This window comes from Streptococcus sp. Z554 (assembly GCF_053010305.1).
On sequence record NZ_JBRKNV010000003.1, the window covers coordinates 16,265 to 32,989 of the forward strand.

The window sequence follows — 16,725 nt, forward strand, 5'->3', positions numbered from 1 at the left end:
AATGCACCTTGAATTTTTAGAAAGTGCGGAATTTTATAATCGACGTTATCATAATTTTTCCAGTCGAGTGATTTTTCCTATGTCACTTTTGGTAGTGTTTATGTTTGGATTTGCAATGTTTGCAGAAAAGGAAATAAGTTTATCTTCGAAAGCTACAGTTGAACCTAGTCGTATCATTGCTAATATCCAGTCAACTAGTAATCGGCGTATGGTAGTTAACCATCTGGAAGGGAACAAACAGGTGCAACAAGGAGATTTACTTGTTCAGTATCAGGAATTAGGTGATGTACTTCAGGATGAAGTCAATGCTAGTCAGTTGGAGAACTTTAGAGACCATCAAAGTAAAACAAGTAATCTGAAGAATAGTGCTACACGGCAAAATATAGGTCTCTCTTCACAGAGTTCTTCGATTGTACAAGAGCAGATAGATTCAGAAGTAGAAATAGGAGAAAAAAGCCAAACTAGCTTACTCGAAAGAGGAACAATAAGAGCCAAGGAGGACGGAGTTCTTTATCTCAATCCTGAAAGAAATCAATCTGCGGTAGTCACAGAAGGAACATTACTGGCTAAATTATATCCACGATTGGATAGAGAAGGAGCAGCAAAATTGACGGCCTATCTTAGTTCAAAAGATATTGTCGGGATCAAGATTGGAGATTTTGTGCGCTTTACCACGACTAATGCCACCAATGATCAAGTAAGACTTGTTTCTACTATCACTAGTATTGATACAATTGCAACCAAAACTGATCAAGGAAATTTCTTTAAAATAGAAGCGGAAACAAAAATAACGCGAGAACAAGCTGAAAAGCTTAGGTATGGTTTAGAAGGCCGTTTACAAATAATCACAGGCAAGAAAAGTTATTTACGCTATTATTTGGATGATTTTTTGAATAGGGAATAAGATTCACTTTTTTAAATAATATTTTAAAACTGTAATCCTAAAAGGATTTACAGTTTTTATCAAACTCAAAGAGAGAATACGTTTTCGTTCGTGAAATATTTGATTTTTGCTTATCCTTGTGTTAAAATGAGGTCAAGCAATACGAAAGGCGAATTATAAAATGTCCAGTAAACTTATTTATACGGGAAAAGCTAAAGATATCTATACTACAGAAGACGAACATGTGATTAGGTCCGTTTATAAGGACCAGGCTACCATGCTGAATGGTGCTCGTAAAGAGACTATCGAAGGTAAAGGTGTGCTCAATAATCAGATTTCGTCTCTTATTTTTGAAAAATTGAATGCTGCGGGTGTGGCTACTCACTTTATCGAACGTATCTCTGATACAGAACAACTTAACAAGAAGGTTTCAATCATTCCTTTGGAAGTTGTGCTTCGTAACGTGACTGCGGGTTCTTTCTCAAAACGTTTTGGTGTTGAAGAAGGTTTAGACTTAAAAACTCCAATCGTTGAATTTTACTACAAAAACGATGAGTTGGATGATCCCTTTATCAATGATGAGCATGTGAAGTTTTTGGATATTGCTAATGATGAGCAAATTGCTTATATCAAGGAAGAAACACGTCGTATCAATGAGTTGTTGAAGAGTTGGTTTGAGCAAATTGGTCTTCGTTTGATTGACTTTAAATTGGAATTTGGTTTTGATAAGGATGGCAAGATTATCTTGGCCGATGAATTCTCACCAGATAACTGTCGCCTTTGGGATGCAGAAGGGCACCATATGGACAAGGATGTTTTCCGTAGAGATTTGGGCAGTTTGACAGATGTTTATAAGGTTGTCTTGGAAAAATTGCAGGGCTTGAAGTAATCTTTTTGAAACGGAAAACCTTCGTCTTCAAGAGCATGTTTGAATAGAAAAAGGAAATAAAATGGATAAACGTATTTTCGTTGAGAAAAAAGCTGATTTTCGTGTAAAATCTGACTCTTTAGTAAAAGAATTACAGCATAATCTTCAGTTGAAAACTCTGAAGGATCTTCGGATTGTGCAGGTTTACGATGTCTTTAATTTGGCAGAGGATTTGTTTGCGCGTGCGGGAAAACACATTTTCTCTGAGCAAGTGACCGATACTGTTTTGGATGAAGCTACGATCAAGGCAGGTTTTGCTAACTATGCTTTCTTTGCTATCGAAAGCTTGCCTGGTCAATTTGACCAACGTGCAGCATCTTCACAAGAAGCTTTGCTGTTGCTTGGTAGCTCAAGTGATGTAACGGTAAATACTGCTCAATTGTACTTGGTTAACAAGGATATTGATGCGAATGAATTGGAAGCTGTTAAAAATTATCTCTTGAATCCAGTGGACTCTCGTTTCAAGGATATCACGACAGGGATTGCCAAGCAGGATTTCTCAGAGTCTGATAAGACCATTCCAAACTTGGATTTCTTTGAAACATATACGGCAGAAGATTTTGCACAGTATAAGGCCGAGCAAGGATTGGCCATGGAAGTGGACGACCTTCTCTTCATTCAAGATTACTTCAAGTCTATTGGTCGTGTGCCAACTGAGACGGAGCTTAAGGTTTTGGATACTTATTGGTCTGACCACTGCCGTCACACAACGTTCGAGACTGAGTTGAAAAACATCGACTTCTCGGCTTCTAAATTCCAAAAACAATTGCAAGCAACTTATGACAAATATATCGCCATGCGTGATGAGTTGGGACGTACGGAAAAACCTCAAACCTTGATGGATATGGCGACTATTTTTGGTCGCTATGAGCGTGCCAATGGTCGTTTGGATGACATGGAAGTGTCTGATGAAATCAATGCCTGCTCTGTTGAAATTGAAGTAGATGTTAATGGTATCAAAGAGCCATGGCTTCTCATGTTCAAAAACGAAACTCACAACCACCCAACGGAAATCGAACCGTTTGGTGGAGCGGCTACTTGTATCGGTGGTGCTATTCGTGACCCATTGTCAGGTCGTTCCTACGTTTACCAAGCCATGCGTATCTCAGGTGCTGGTGATATTACAGCTCCGATTGCTGAAACTCGCGCTGGGAAATTGCCGCAACAAGTCATTTCTAAAACAGCGGCTCATGGTTACTCTTCTTACGGTAACCAAATTGGTCTTGCAACTACCTATGTTCGTGAATACTTCCACCCAGGCTTTGTAGCCAAACGCATGGAGCTAGGTGCAGTTGTCGGTGCAGCTCCAAAAGAGAATGTTGTTCGTGAAAAACCAGAAGCGGGCGATGTCATTATCCTTCTCGGTGGTAAGACTGGACGTGACGGTGTCGGTGGTGCGACAGGTTCTTCTAAAGTTCAAACGGTTGAATCAGTTGAAACAGCTGGTGCTGAAGTTCAAAAAGGAAATGCCATCGAAGAACGTAAGATTCAACGTCTTTTCCGTAATGGGGATGTGACACGTCTGATCAAAAAATCAAATGACTTTGGTGCTGGTGGTGTCTGTGTGGCTATCGGTGAATTGGCAGATGGTCTTGAAATTGACCTAGACAAAGTGCCATTGAAATACCAAGGTTTGAACGGTACCGAAATTGCCATTTCTGAATCTCAGGAACGTATGGCTGTAGTAGTTCGTCCAGAAGACGTAGACGCCTTCATTGCAGCATGTAACAAAGAAAATATTGATGCAGTTGTTGTTGCGACAGTTACTGAAAAACCAAATCTTGTTATGCACTGGAATGGTGAAACCATTGTTGATTTGGAACGTCGTTTCCTTGATACGAACGGGGTACGTGTCGTCGTAGATGCTAAGGTAGTTGACAAGGATGTCAAGCTTCCAGAAGAACGCCAAACATCTGCTGAAACCCTTGAAGCAGATACTCTTGAAGTCTTGGCTGACCTGAATCATGCAAGTCAAAAAGGTTTACAAACTATCTTTGATAGCTCAGTTGGTCGTTCAACAGTCAATCACCCACTTGGTGGTCGCTACCAAATCACACCAACGGAAGCTTCTGTACAGAAATTGCCAGTTCAACATGGCGTGACTCATACTGCTTCTGTCATGGCGCAAGGATTTAACCCTTATGTAGCTGAATGGTCTCCATATCATGGAGCTGCTTATGCGGTCATCGAAGCGACAGCTCGCTTGGTTGCTGCTGGTGCAAACTGGTCTAAGGCTCGTTTCTCTTATCAAGAGTACTTCGAGCGTATGGATAAACAAGCAGACCGTTTTGGTCAACCAGTAGCCGCTCTTCTTGGATCAATCGAAGCTCAGATTCAACTTAGTTTGCCATCTATTGGTGGTAAGGACTCCATGTCTGGTACCTTTGAAGAATTGACAGTACCACCAACCTTGGTTGCCTTTGGTGTGACAACAGCAGATAGCCGTAAGGTTCTTTCTCCAGAATTTAAAGCTACTGGTGAAAATATTTACTATATTCCAGGTCAAGCTTTGGCACAAGAAATTGACTTTGATCTTATCAAGTCTAACTTTGCTCAATTTGAAGCCATCCAAGCTGACCACAAAGTCACAGCAGCATCAGCTGTCAAATATGGTGGTGTGGTTGAAACGCTTGCTCTTGCAACATTTGGTAACCATATTGGTGCCACTGTAACCCTTGAAAACCTTGAGACTGCCTTGACAGCTCAATTGGGTGGATTCGTCTTCACATCTCCGGAAGAGATTTCAGGTGTTGCCAAGATTGGACAAACAGCAGCTGACTTTACACTTACTGTCAACGATGTAACGCTTGATGGAAACAAGCTTGACAGTGCCTTCCAAGGTAAATTAGAAGAGGTTTACCCAACGGAATTTGCACAAGCAACTGAGTTGGAAGAAGTACCAGCTGTGGCATCAGATGCTGTTATCAAAGCCAAAGAAACAGTTGAGACACCAGTGGTTTACATCCCAGTGTTCCCAGGGACCAACTCAGAGTACGATTCGGCCAAGGCCTTTGAAAAAGAAGGCGCCAAAGTCAACTTGGTACCATTTGTCACATTGAATGAAGAGGCAATTGTCAAGTCTGTTGACACAATGGTTGACAATATCGAAAAAGCTAACATTATCTTCTTTGCTGGCGGCTTCTCAGCAGCAGATGAACCAGATGGATCAGCTAAATTTATCGTGAACATCTTACTCAATGAAAAAGTGCGTGCAGCCATTGATAGCTTCATCGAACGTGGAGGTTTGATCATCGGTATCTGTAATGGATTCCAAGCCCTTGTTAAATCAGGTCTCCTTCCATACGGTAACTTTGAAGATGCAAGCAGTACTAGTCCAACCCTCTTCTACAATGATGCCAACCAACACGTGGCTAAGATGGTTGAAACACGTATTGCCAATACCAACTCACCATGGCTTGCTGGAGTGGAAGTTGGTGACATCCATGCCATCCCAGTATCACACGGTGAAGGGAAGTTTGTCGTGACATCTGAGGAATTTACAGAGCTTCGTGACAATGGTCAAATCTTTAGCCAATACGTTGATTTCGAAGGCAAACCTAGCATGGATTCCAAGTACAATCCAAATGGTTCTGTCCATGCGATTGAAGGTATTACCAGCAAGAACGGTCAAATCATTGGGAAGATGGGACACTCAGAACGTTTCGAAGACGGTCTCTTCCAAAATATTCCAGGAAATAAAGACCAACACCTCTTTGCATCAGCGGTTAAATACTTTACTGGGAAATAGGCTTTGCAGATTTTCTAATAGATAACCATCAGTAAATGTAAAATCAAGTAGATCTAACTTACGACAATTGAAAATGATTTATTGTTGCGAGTGAAACGAGCTTCTACCGTATCATTCCGCAGTAGTACCGTTAGGGAGTATTTGAGACTTCGGCTCAATACTAGCTCGAAAATTTCCTGATAGACTTTCTGTTTTTTCGTCGGCATTCATGACGACAATGAAAAAATTAGAAAGTCATCAAAGAAAGTTGAGAGCGACCCTACTACTAAAGGAATGATACACAAATAAAAATTAGGTATATAAAATGACATACGAAGTAAAATCTCTTAATGAAGAATGTGGTGTTTTTGGTATCTGGGGTCACCCAGACGCTGCCAAATTGACCTATTTTGGACTCCATAGTCTTCAGCACCGTGGTCAGGAGGGGGCAGGAATCCTCTCCAATGACCAAGGAAAATTGAAGCGTCATCGTGATATGGGGCTTTTATCAGAAGTCTTCAAAAATCCTGCTAATTTGGATAAATTGACAGGGAATGGAGCGATTGGACACGTGCGTTATGCGACTGCGGGAGAAGCTTCTGTAGACAATATCCAACCTTTCCTTTTCCGCTTTCACGATATGCAGTTTGGTTTGGCTCATAATGGAAATCTGACCAATGCAGGATCTCTCAAGCAAGAATTGGAACAAAGAGGGGCAATTTTCAGCTCGACTTCAGATTCTGAAATTTTGGCTCACCTTATTCGCCGTAGCCACAATCCAAACTTGATGGGTAAAATCAAGGAAGCACTTAGTCTTGTCAAAGGTGGTTTCGCTTATCTCTTGATGTTTGAAGATAAGTTGATTGCAGCTCTTGATCCAAACGGCTTTCGACCTCTATCAATCGGGAAAATGGCTAATGGAGCAGTTGTTGTTTCATCTGAAACATGCGCCTTTGAAGTCATCGGTGCTGAGTGGGTTCGCGATGTGAAACCAGGCGAGATTGTCATTGTTGACGACAATGGCATCCAGTATGATAGCTACACAAACGATACTCAGTTGGCTATCTGTTCCATGGAATATATCTATTTTGCTCGACCTGACTCCAACATCCATGGGGTCAATGTCCATACAGCTCGTAAGCGAATGGGGGCTCAATTGGCACGTGAGTTCAAGCACGAAGCAGATATCGTAGTCGGTGTGCCAAATTCCTCGCTCAGCGCAGCTATGGGATTTGCTGAAGAATCAGGTCTGCCAAATGAAATGGGTCTGATCAAAAACCAATATACGCAACGTACCTTTATCCAACCAACTCAAGAATTGCGTGAGCAAGGGGTTCGGATGAAGCTTTCTGCCGTTTCTGGTGTCGTGAAAGGTAAGCGCGTGGTCATGATTGATGACTCCATTGTACGAGGTACGACTTCTCGCCGCATTGTCCAACTTTTGAAAGAAGCGGGAGCATCAGAAGTGCACGTTGCTATTGGGAGTCCTGCTCTTGCCTACCCATGTTTCTACGGGATTGATATCCAGACACGTCAGGAGCTGATTGCGGCTAATCATACCGTTGAGGAAACTTGCCAAATCATAGGTGCGGATAGTCTGACTTATCTTTCTATTGATGGCTTGATTGACTCTATTGGGATTGAAACAGATGCGCCGAACGGTGGTCTCTGTGTGGCTTACTTTGATGGGAAATATCCAACTCCTCTCTATGACTATGAAGAAGAATATCGTAGAAGTTTGGAAGAGAAAACGAGTTTTTACAAATAAAATTCCCATTGAAGGAAAGGAATAGAAAAATGACAAATAAGAATGCTTATGCGCCACGTCTCACTACTGACTAAAAGCTAAAGCATTTGTCAGTAGACGCTTTGCCCTATGGGACCAAAGCTAGAGACCTGACTAGTATTTTTAGATAAAATAATTGTTTATCTAAAAATACGTCGCACTCTTTCTCAAAAAAGAAAAGGATTAAAAAATGACAAATAAAAATGCATACGCTCAATCGGGTGTGGATGTTGAAGCGGGTTATGAAGTTGTTGAACGGATCAAAAAACACGTAGCTCGTACCGAGCGTGCAGGTGTTATGGGAGCTCTTGGTGGTTTCGGTGGTATGTTTGACCTTTCAAAAACAGGTGTTAAAGAGCCGGTTTTGATTTCAGGAACTGACGGTGTTGGAACCAAGCTCATGCTTGCTATCAAGTACGACAAACACGATACGATTGGACAAGACTGTGTGGCTATGTGTGTCAACGATATCATCGCTGCAGGTGCTGAGCCCCTTTACTTCCTTGACTACGTAGCAACTGGTAAAAATGAACCAGCTAAACTAGAACAAGTCGTTGCTGGTGTGGCTGAAGGTTGTGTACAAGCAGGTGCGGCCCTCATCGGTGGGGAAACTGCTGAAATGCCTGGTATGTATGGTGAAGACGACTATGACTTGGCTGGTTTCGCAGTCGGTGTGGCAGAAAAATCTCAAATCATCGACGGTTCAAAAGTAGCAGAGGGAGACGTCCTTCTCGGACTTGCTTCAAGCGGAATCCACTCAAATGGTTACTCGCTCGTCCGTCGTGTCTTTGCAGACTACACCGGCGAAGAAGTCTTGCCAGAATTGGAAGGTAAGAAACTCAAGGAGGTTCTTCTTGAGCCAACTCGTATCTATGTCAAGGCTGTTTTACCACTCATTAAGGAAGAGTTGGTCAACGGGATTGCCCACATCACAGGTGGTGGTTTCATTGAAAATGTACCACGTATGTTCTCAGATGACTTGGCTGCTGAAATTGACGAAAGCAAAGTACCAGTCCTTCCAATTTTCAAAGCCCTTGAAAAATATGGCCAAATCAAACACGAAGAAATGTTTGAAATCTTCAATATGGGCGTAGGGCTCATGTTGGCAGTCAGCCCTGAAAATGTAGAGCGTATCAAGGAACTTCTTGACGAACCTGTTTATGAAATCGGTCGAATTGTGAAGAAGACAGATGCTAGTGTGGTGATTAAATAATGGCTAAAAAAATTGCTGTTTTTGCCTCTGGGAACGGCTCAAACTTTCAGGTGATTGCGGAACAATTTCCAGTAGAGTTTGTTTTTTCAGATCATCGTGATGCCTATGTACTTGAGCGTGCAGAAAAGCTTGGGATTTTAACCTATGCCTTCGAACTCAAGGAGTTTGAGAGCAAGGCAGACTACGAAGCAGCTATTGTCGAGCTTTTGGATGAGCACGAGATTGACCTAGTCTGTTTGGCTGGTTATATGAAAATCGTCGGTCCAACCTTGCTAGCAGCTTATGAAGGCCGTATCATCAATATCCACCCGGCTTACCTCCCTGAATTTCCAGGCGCTCATGGTATTGAGGATGCTTGGAATGCAGGTGTCGACCAGTCTGGTGTGACCATTCATTGGGTGGATTCTGGTGTGGATACCGGTAAGGTCATCAAACAAGTCCGTGTCCCACGCCTTGAAGGGGATACCCTTGATACTTTCGAGACTCGCATCCACGAAACAGAGTACAAACTCTATCCAGAAGTCTTGGATAGTTTGGGAGTAGCGAGAAAATGAGGAAGTGCTAGAGTTGTGCGAAAATTTTCGACTGTAGCAGAGAAAGAACTTTAAAAAAGGAAAATAAAATGACTAAACGCGCACTAATTAGTGTCTCAGATAAAGCGGGCATTGTTGAATTTGCCCAAGAACTCAAAAAACTCGGTTGGGACATTATCTCAACAGGTGGTACCAAGGTTGCCCTTGACAATGCTGGGGTAGATACCATTGCCATCGATGATGTGACTGGTTTCCCAGAGATGATGGACGGTCGTGTCAAGACTCTCCACCCCAATATCCACGGTGGTCTTCTCGCTCGTCGTGACCTTGATAGCCACCTTCAAGCGGCTAAGGACAACAATATCGAATTGATCGATCTTGTTGTGGTCAACCTTTACCCATTCAAGGAGACTATTCTCAAACCAGATGTGACCTATGCGGACGCGGTTGAGAACATCGATATCGGTGGACCATCTATGCTTCGTTCCGCAGCGAAAAACCATGCCAGCGTTACAGTTGTGGTAGACCCTGCTGACTATGCTGTAGTTTTGGACGAATTGGCAGCTAATGGCGAAACAAGCTACGAAACTCGTCAACGTTTGGCAGCCAAGGTTTTCCGTCACACAGCGGCTTATGATGCCTTGATTGCAGAATACTTCACAGCTCAAGTCGGTGAAAGCAAACCTGAAAAACTCACTCTGACTTATGACCTTAAACAATCAATGCGTTACGGTGAAAATCCTCAACAAGACGCAGACTTCTACCAAAAAGGTTTGCCAACGGCTTACTCAATTGCTTCAGCTAAACAACTTAACGGTAAAGAATTGTCATTCAACAATATCCGTGACGCAGATGCCGCTATCCGTATCATCCGTGATTTCAAAGAACGTCCAACAGTTGTGGCTCTCAAACACATGAACCCATGTGGTATCGGTCAAGCAGATGACATCGAAACAGCTTGGGACTACGCTTATGAGTCTGACCCAGTTTCTATCTTTGGTGGGATCGTCGTTCTCAACCGTGAGGTAGATGCTGCGACAGCTGAGAAAATGCATGGTGTTTTCCTTGAAATCATCATCGCACCAAGCTATACAGATGAAGCGCTAGCTATTTTGACCAACAAAAAGAAAAATTTGCGCATTCTTGCCTTGCCATTTGATGCACAAGATGCTAGTGAAGTGGAGGCAGAATACACAGGTGTTGTTGGAGGCCTCCTCGTTCAAAACCAAGACGTGATCAAAGAAAGTCCCGCTGACTGGCAAGTGGTTACTAAACGCCAACCAACAGAGACAGAAGCGACTGCTCTAGAGTTTGCTTGGAAAGCCATCAAGTATGTCAAATCAAACGGAATCATCGTGACTAATGACCACATGACACTTGGCGTTGGCCCTGGTCAAACCAACCGTGTGGCTTCCGTCCGTATCGCCATTGAACAAGCTAAAGACCGTCTTGATGGCGCTGTTCTTGCTTCAGATGCCTTCTTCCCATTTGCGGATAACGTGGAAGAAATCGCTAAAGCAGGTATCAAGGCCATCATCCAGCCAGGAGGCTCCGTTCGTGACCAAGAGTCTATCGAAGCTGCTGATAAATACGGCTTGACTATGGTCTTCACAGGTGTGAGACATTTTAGACATTAAAAAACAAAAGGGAAGAAAACAGTTTCTTTCCCTTTTTTGCTTAAAAACGCTTAACGAAACAAGATTAAAACGAACGTTTGTGATATAATAATATTAAATAATTCGCAAAAGAGGTTGAGAGATGAAACTGCTTGTTGTCGGTTCAGGTGGTCGTGAGCACGCGATTGCTAAGAAGTTGCTGGAGTCAAAAAACGTAGAAAAAGTCTTTGTGGCTCCTGGGAATGACGGGATGCGATTAGATGGTCTAGATTTGATTAATATCGGAATTTCCGAACATTCTAAGTTGATAGACTTCGCAAAAGTCAACGATATTGCTTGGACCTTTGTTGGACCAGATGATGCCCTTGCGGCTGGGATCGTGGATGAGTTCAATGCAGCTGGTCTCAAGGCCTTTGGTCCGACAAGATTGGCAGCGGAGTTGGAGTGGTCTAAGGATTTTGCTAAGGAAATCATGATCAAATACGGCGTTCCGACAGCAGCCTATGGCACATTTTCTGATTTCGAGGAAGCCAAAGCCTATATCGAAGAGAAAGGCGCTCCAATCGTAGTCAAGGCAGACGGTTTGGCCCTTGGGAAAGGTGTCGTCGTTGCTGAAACGGTTGAGCAAGCAGTAGAAGCCACTCACGAGATCCTTTTGGACAATAAATTCGGCGACTCAGGTGCGCGTGTGGTTATCGAGGAGTTTCTTGAAGGAGAGGAATTTTCACTTTTTGCCTTTGTCAATGGGGACAAGTTCTACATCATGCCAACGGCTCAGGACCACAAACGTGCCTATGATGGCGACAAGGGGCCCAACACTGGTGGGATGGGTGCCTATGCGCCAGTTCCTCACTTGCCACAGAGCGTGGTTGACACAGCGGTTGACACCATTGTCAAGCCAGTACTCGAAGGCATGATCAAAGAAGGTCGTCCATATCTTGGTGTCCTTTACGCTGGTCTTATCTTGACAGCTGATGGACCCAAAGTCATCGAGTTTAACGCTCGTTTTGGAGATCCTGAAACACAAATTATCCTGCCTCGTTTGACATCTGACTTTGCACAAAATATCACTGACATTTTGGAGCGCAAAGAGCCAGCCATCACTTGGACGGACAAGGGTGTGACACTGGGTGTGGTTGTCGCATCAAACGGTTACCCACTCGCTTATGAGAAAGGTGTCAAGCTTCCAGCCAAGACAAAGGGCGAAATCATCACCTACTATGCAGGGGCTAAGTTTGCGGAAAATAGCAGAGCACTGCTATCCAACGGCGGACGTGTCTACATGCTGGTCACAACAGCAGACACCGTCAAAGACGGCCAAAACATTATCTACAGCCAACTCAACAAACAAAACACAGAAGGCCTCTTCTACCGTACGGATATCGGTAGCAAGGCGAACAAATAAAATTTCAAAAGCGACTGAGTCGCCAAAACCGATAATGGTCGCTTAATTTGCGAGCGTTAGCGAGCTGATATAGAGCAATCACCGCCGTTGTGAAAGAACGATTGGATGATAAGCCAATAGTTCAGGGAAATCGGAAGACCTTGGGCTTCCGATTTAGGCATGAGACACCTTTGGTGGCTGCTGCCGTCCCTCACAACCTAAGGTGATTGTCAAAAAAAGAAAAAGGATTAAAAATGAAACCAGTAATTTCCATCATCATGGGCTCAAAATCTGACTGGGCAACCATGCAAAAAACAGCCGAAGTCCTAGACCGCTTCGGTGTAGCCTACGAAAAGAAAGTTGTTTCTGCACACCGGACGCCTGACCTCATGTTCAAACATGCCGAAGAAGCACGTAGCCGTGGCATCAAGGTCATCATTGCAGGTGCAGGTGGCGCTGCTCACTTGCCAGGGATGGTTGCTGCTAAAACAACCCTTCCAGTCATAGGAGTACCAGTCAAATCACGTGCTCTTAGTGGCGTGGACTCGCTCTACTCGATCGTACAGATGCCAGGCGGAGTACCAGTCGCAACTATGGCTATCGGTGAAGCAGGGGCGACAAACGCTGCTCTCTTTGCCCTCCGTCTTCTGTCAGTAGAGGATCAGGCTATCGCGACAGCTTTAGCAGATTTTGCAGAAGAACAAGGAAAAATCGCAGAGGAGTCGACAAATGAGCTCATCTAAAACAATCGGAATTATCGGTGGTGGTCAGCTGGGGCAGATGATGGCCATTTCTGCTATCTACATGGGCCACAAGGTTATCGCGCTAGATCCTGCGGCGGATTGCCCGGCCTCTCGCGTAGCGGAAATCATCGTGGCGCCTTATAATGATGTGGACGCACTTCGTCAGTTGGCAGATCGCTGTGATGTTCTCACTTATGAGTTTGAGAATGTCGATGCCGACGGTTTGGATGCTGTCATCAAGGAGGGACAACTCCCTCAAGGAACTGACTTGCTCCGTATTTCTCAAAATCGTATTTTTGAAAAGGACTTTCTCTCAAACAAGGCACAAGTCACTGTGGCACCCTACAAGGTTGTGACTTCAAGCCAGGATTTGGCAGATATCGACCTTTCTAAAAACTATGTCCTCAAGACGGCGACTGGTGGCTACGATGGGCATGGGCAAAAGGTCATTCGCTCAGAAGCAGACTTGGAGGAAGCCCGTGCACTAGCCGACTCAGCAGACTGTGTTTTGGAAGAATTCGTCAGCTTTGACCTTGAAATTTCTGTCATTGTGTCAGGAAACGGCAAGGATGTGACAGTTTTCCCAGTTCAGGAAAATATCCATCGTAACAACATCCTGTCTAAGACCGTCGTGCCTGCTCGTATTTCAGAAAGTCTAGCTGAAAAAGCCAAAGCTATGGCAGTGAAGATTGCTGAACAACTGAACCTCTCTGGAACCCTTTGTGTAGAAATGTTTGCGACCGCTGATGACATCATTGTCAACGAAATCGCGCCACGTCCGCACAATTCAGGACACTACTCCATCGAAGCCTGCGACTTTTCACAATTTGACACGCATATCTTGGGTGTTCTCGGTGCACCATTGCCAGACATCAAACTACATGCGCCAGCCGTCATGCTCAATGTCCTCGGCCAGCATGTTGAGGCCGCTGAAAAATATGTCACAGAAAATCCAAGCGCCCATCTTCATATGTATGGTAAAATAGAAGCAAAGCACAACCGCAAGATGGGGCATGTGACTTTGTTTAGTGATGTGCCGGATGAGGTGGAGGAGTTTTAGAAATGGAAGAAATCGCACAAGTTCTTTGTAATGTTACTGATGAATTGAAAAGTAGTGAAGTATTTATTGAATTACATCATTATTTAGAAAGTCAGGAGGAGATTCCAGTAGACTCTATTTATTTAATTAGTAAGCCGATAATGGAGTCAAATGAGTATGAATATGATTATAAAAATGGTTTTTTACTCTTAATTAAGAACCATAAAGTGATGTTCTTTACCACAGATTCTTTAGATAATGATGATTTTATTACATTTAAAGAGGATTTTTTGGAGGACACAGGAGCTCTTGCTAGGAAATTCGAATATGTTGGTTTAATAGGCAGAAGTAGGGACTGGAAATCAAAAGGGATTATTTCAAGTATTTGCTTGGATGAAGAAACTGATTTTACTCACCTTCTTCAAGAGAATAAATTAGATGAAGTTAATTCTAGAGTATCTAATTTAATAATTTCTCTATTAACAGGTAGTATAAATAATGTCTCAGAGTTGGATAAGGAACTGTTTTCACAAGAACAAACCTTATTAGAGTCTATTAAGAATAGAATTATGCTTTTTGATACTAATCAAACAAAGTTTGTTTACAATGAAGATAGTAAGTCACCTATTATTAGGATACAGGGACTAGCAGGCTCAGGAAAAACAGAGTTGTTGTTGCATAAATTGAAAAAATTATATGTTGAAGATAAGGGGAGTCGTATAGCGTTTACTTGTTTTAACAAGGTGTTAGCGGATAAATTAAGAGGCCGTGTGCCAGAATTTTTTAACTATATGAAGGTTGATGAGCAAATAAATTATCAGAGATTATTTATTGCTTCTAGCTGGGGTTCTGGTCGTTATCCTGATGCTGGATTATATTCAAAGATTTGTGCAAATTATGGTTTAAAATTTCATCCTTTTTCTAGGACAAAGGATAAGAGTGAAATTTGGAAAGAAGCAATTTCAGAATTAACTTCTTTGAGTAATTTTGAGCCAATGTTTGACTATATTTTAATAGATGAAAGTCAAGATTTTGAAAAAGAATATATTGAACTTTGTCAGTTAGTTACTGCGAAAAAAATATATGTTGCTGGAGATATTTTACAAGATATATTCTCAATCAATAAAGAGACTGAAACAGACTTTCTATTAAACAAAGTTTACCGAACGGATCCTCGGACAGTACTTTTTTCGCATGTCTTAGGTTTCGGACTATATGAGAACAGAGCGGTTCGATGGTTGAGTGAGGAAGAATGGGTAATGTCAGGATATTCTATTGTGGAAGAATCTGCAGATGAGTATGAAATTAGTCGCTCCCCACTAAAAAGATTTGGAGAGGAATTGGATGAGGCGTCGTATAGATCAATTGTTGTAAAAGAAGAAAATGATTATATCAATGGGGTCATTAATACTGTGAAAGAATTAAGAGGTCAGTATGAAGGTATACAACCATCTGATGTTGCTATAATATACATGAACTATGATAAGGAAGCGAGTTCACACGCTGAGGAAGTTAGTCGACGCTTGTATAAGGAGTTTAATTGGTATTCAGTCATAGCTCCTCATGAGAAAAGGGTTAATGATAATGATGAAGTACTAATAACAAATGTTAATAATGTGAAAGGACTCGAGTTTTCATTTGTTATTATTGTGAACAATCATCGAATTGAAGAAATTCAAGATTCTAATATAGAACGAGAAGTTAGGCATAGAAATGCGTTGTATATGACTTTAACGAGATCTTTTATATCATCGACATTGATTATATCTGAAAGATACGCTACTAGAGAATATATTGATCAGATAAAACAATTATCTAATGACTTATATGAACGTGGACCAAGTACAATTGTTCATAAGCCGATTGAAATTATAGATGAGAATGAATTATATCATGTAACTCATCAGGAAGTAAAATCTCAGTTTGATATTATTGAAGAATGCTTCGTTGAGCGATCTATAGTTGGGAAGACCCGAGAAGATATGCTACCAATGCTTATGACAATTCCAGCGATTAAAGACGGAACAACGGAGAAACAAGAGATATTAAAATTGATTATTCAGTTAGAACCTATATTTAAAATAAAAAAATGACAAGATACTATTTAGCGGATGAAAGATTTATAAGAAGTCCATTGAAAGAGACTGCTCAAACATTTGGAGTTAAGAGTAAATTAGATAAAATGAATAATCTTCATTTTAAAGAAAAAATTGTAATAATTGATTTTCTTCTATATGTGTATATTCAAATACTAGAAAAAAAGTTACAACAAAGTAGAGCTCAGAACAAATTTAGTTTTGAAATTTTAAAGAAACAACATAGATTAGTGCTTTTTTCAGAAGAAAAATTTTTTTCTGTTGCCTTACCCTTTAATATACTATCAAATAATGGTGGCTTTTATTTAAAATCATCAAAATATAAAGAAGAAATTACAATAGAAGCCTTGCGAATTTTAAAAATTTTATTCGATAGAATCATAATTGAGGACTTGTCATTATCCCTCTTAGATTATGCGATGCTTGCTGAAGATATTTATAAAGATTATTGTGAAGATAATGGAATAGTTACAACCAATAAAGATGTAATAGAAAAATTATTGTTAGAATTACTAGAGTATGAGTCTTCCTATATTCGATTTGATATTGATTTTAAGAACTGTCGAGATGAAAAGGGAGAAATGACTGATGCAAGAATTGGCGTACATCCGCCTTATCATTTTGATACAGATTTTCGAGATTCTGTAAGTTTTAAAATTGGTATGGACTATCAGTTGGTGGAGGAGGACTTTAAGAGTATGTTTTTTGCAGATGGGGATTGTTTATTTATAAAAAAAGGGTATAAACCCAATGTTTCATATTTTAGGAGAAAATAAA

13 protein-coding genes are annotated in these 16,725 nt (G+C 41.6%); all 13 read left to right on the forward strand.

Going from position 1 to position 16,725, the window contains the following annotated elements; genetic code table 11:
- The first annotated feature begins 1 nt into the window (after position 1).
- The 13 genes from ACVC7R_RS03830 (at position 2) to ACVC7R_RS03890 (ending at position 16,724) form a co-directional block, all read left to right on the forward strand.
- Positions 2-904: an HlyD family efflux transporter periplasmic adaptor subunit gene (locus ACVC7R_RS03830; RefSeq protein WP_447263618.1), complete on the forward strand. Its 903-nt coding sequence runs from the start codon at positions 2-4 to the stop codon at positions 902-904.
- A 160-nt stretch (positions 905-1,064) separates the two neighbouring features.
- Positions 1,065-1,772, forward strand: a complete 708-nt coding sequence (gene purC / locus ACVC7R_RS03835) for a phosphoribosylaminoimidazolesuccinocarboxamide synthase (protein ID WP_447263619.1) — start codon at positions 1,065-1,067, stop codon at positions 1,770-1,772.
- Between the two features lie 61 nt (positions 1,773-1,833).
- Entirely contained in the window at positions 1,834-5,559 is a 3,726-nt protein-coding gene (locus ACVC7R_RS03840; RefSeq protein WP_447263620.1) for a phosphoribosylformylglycinamidine synthase, read from the forward strand.
- 304 nt (positions 5,560-5,863) lie between these two features.
- Complete coding sequence (gene purF / locus ACVC7R_RS03845) at positions 5,864-7,306, forward strand: amidophosphoribosyltransferase (protein WP_447263621.1); 1,443 nt, start codon at positions 5,864-5,866, stop codon at positions 7,304-7,306.
- A gap of 208 nt (positions 7,307-7,514) precedes the next feature.
- On the forward strand, positions 7,515-8,537 hold the full coding sequence (gene purM, locus ACVC7R_RS03850; RefSeq protein WP_447263622.1) for a phosphoribosylformylglycinamidine cyclo-ligase: 1,023 nt from the start codon (positions 7,515-7,517) through the stop codon (positions 8,535-8,537).
- Positions 8,537-9,091: a phosphoribosylglycinamide formyltransferase gene (gene purN, locus ACVC7R_RS03855; protein ID WP_447263623.1), complete on the forward strand. Its 555-nt coding sequence runs from the start codon at positions 8,537-8,539 to the stop codon at positions 9,089-9,091. The genes purM and purN overlap by 1 nt, the downstream gene beginning before the upstream one ends.
- Positions 9,092-9,159: 68 nt before the next feature.
- Positions 9,160-10,707 (forward strand): bifunctional phosphoribosylaminoimidazolecarboxamide formyltransferase/IMP cyclohydrolase, encoded by a 1,548-nt coding sequence (purH, locus tag ACVC7R_RS03860; protein WP_447263624.1) that lies wholly within the window; start codon positions 9,160-9,162, stop codon positions 10,705-10,707.
- A 121-nt stretch (positions 10,708-10,828) separates the two neighbouring features.
- Complete coding sequence (gene purD / locus ACVC7R_RS03865; RefSeq protein WP_447263625.1) at positions 10,829-12,091, forward strand: phosphoribosylamine--glycine ligase; 1,263 nt, start codon at positions 10,829-10,831, stop codon at positions 12,089-12,091.
- Between the two features lie 89 nt (positions 12,092-12,180).
- Positions 12,181-12,297, forward strand: a complete 117-nt coding sequence (locus ACVC7R_RS03870; protein ID WP_080976520.1) for a phosphoribosylaminoimidazole carboxylase — start codon at positions 12,181-12,183, stop codon at positions 12,295-12,297.
- Between the two features lie 27 nt (positions 12,298-12,324).
- Positions 12,325-12,813, forward strand: coding sequence for a 5-(carboxyamino)imidazole ribonucleotide mutase (gene purE, locus ACVC7R_RS03875; RefSeq protein ID WP_000805604.1), 489 nt, complete (start codon positions 12,325-12,327; stop codon positions 12,811-12,813).
- Complete coding sequence (purK, locus tag ACVC7R_RS03880; protein WP_447263626.1) at positions 12,800-13,873, forward strand: 5-(carboxyamino)imidazole ribonucleotide synthase; 1,074 nt, start codon at positions 12,800-12,802, stop codon at positions 13,871-13,873. Before purE ends, purK begins: the two co-directional genes overlap by 14 nt.
- A gap of 2 nt (positions 13,874-13,875) precedes the next feature.
- On the forward strand, positions 13,876-15,945 hold the full coding sequence (locus ACVC7R_RS03885; protein ID WP_447263627.1) for a DEAD/DEAH box helicase: 2,070 nt from the start codon (positions 13,876-13,878) through the stop codon (positions 15,943-15,945).
- A complete protein-coding gene (locus ACVC7R_RS03890) occupies positions 15,942-16,724 on the forward strand; it encodes a hypothetical protein (RefSeq protein ID WP_447263628.1) in 783 nt (260 codons plus the stop codon). Before ACVC7R_RS03885 ends, ACVC7R_RS03890 begins: the two co-directional genes overlap by 4 nt.
- The last annotated feature ends 1 nt before the right edge of the window (position 16,725 follow it).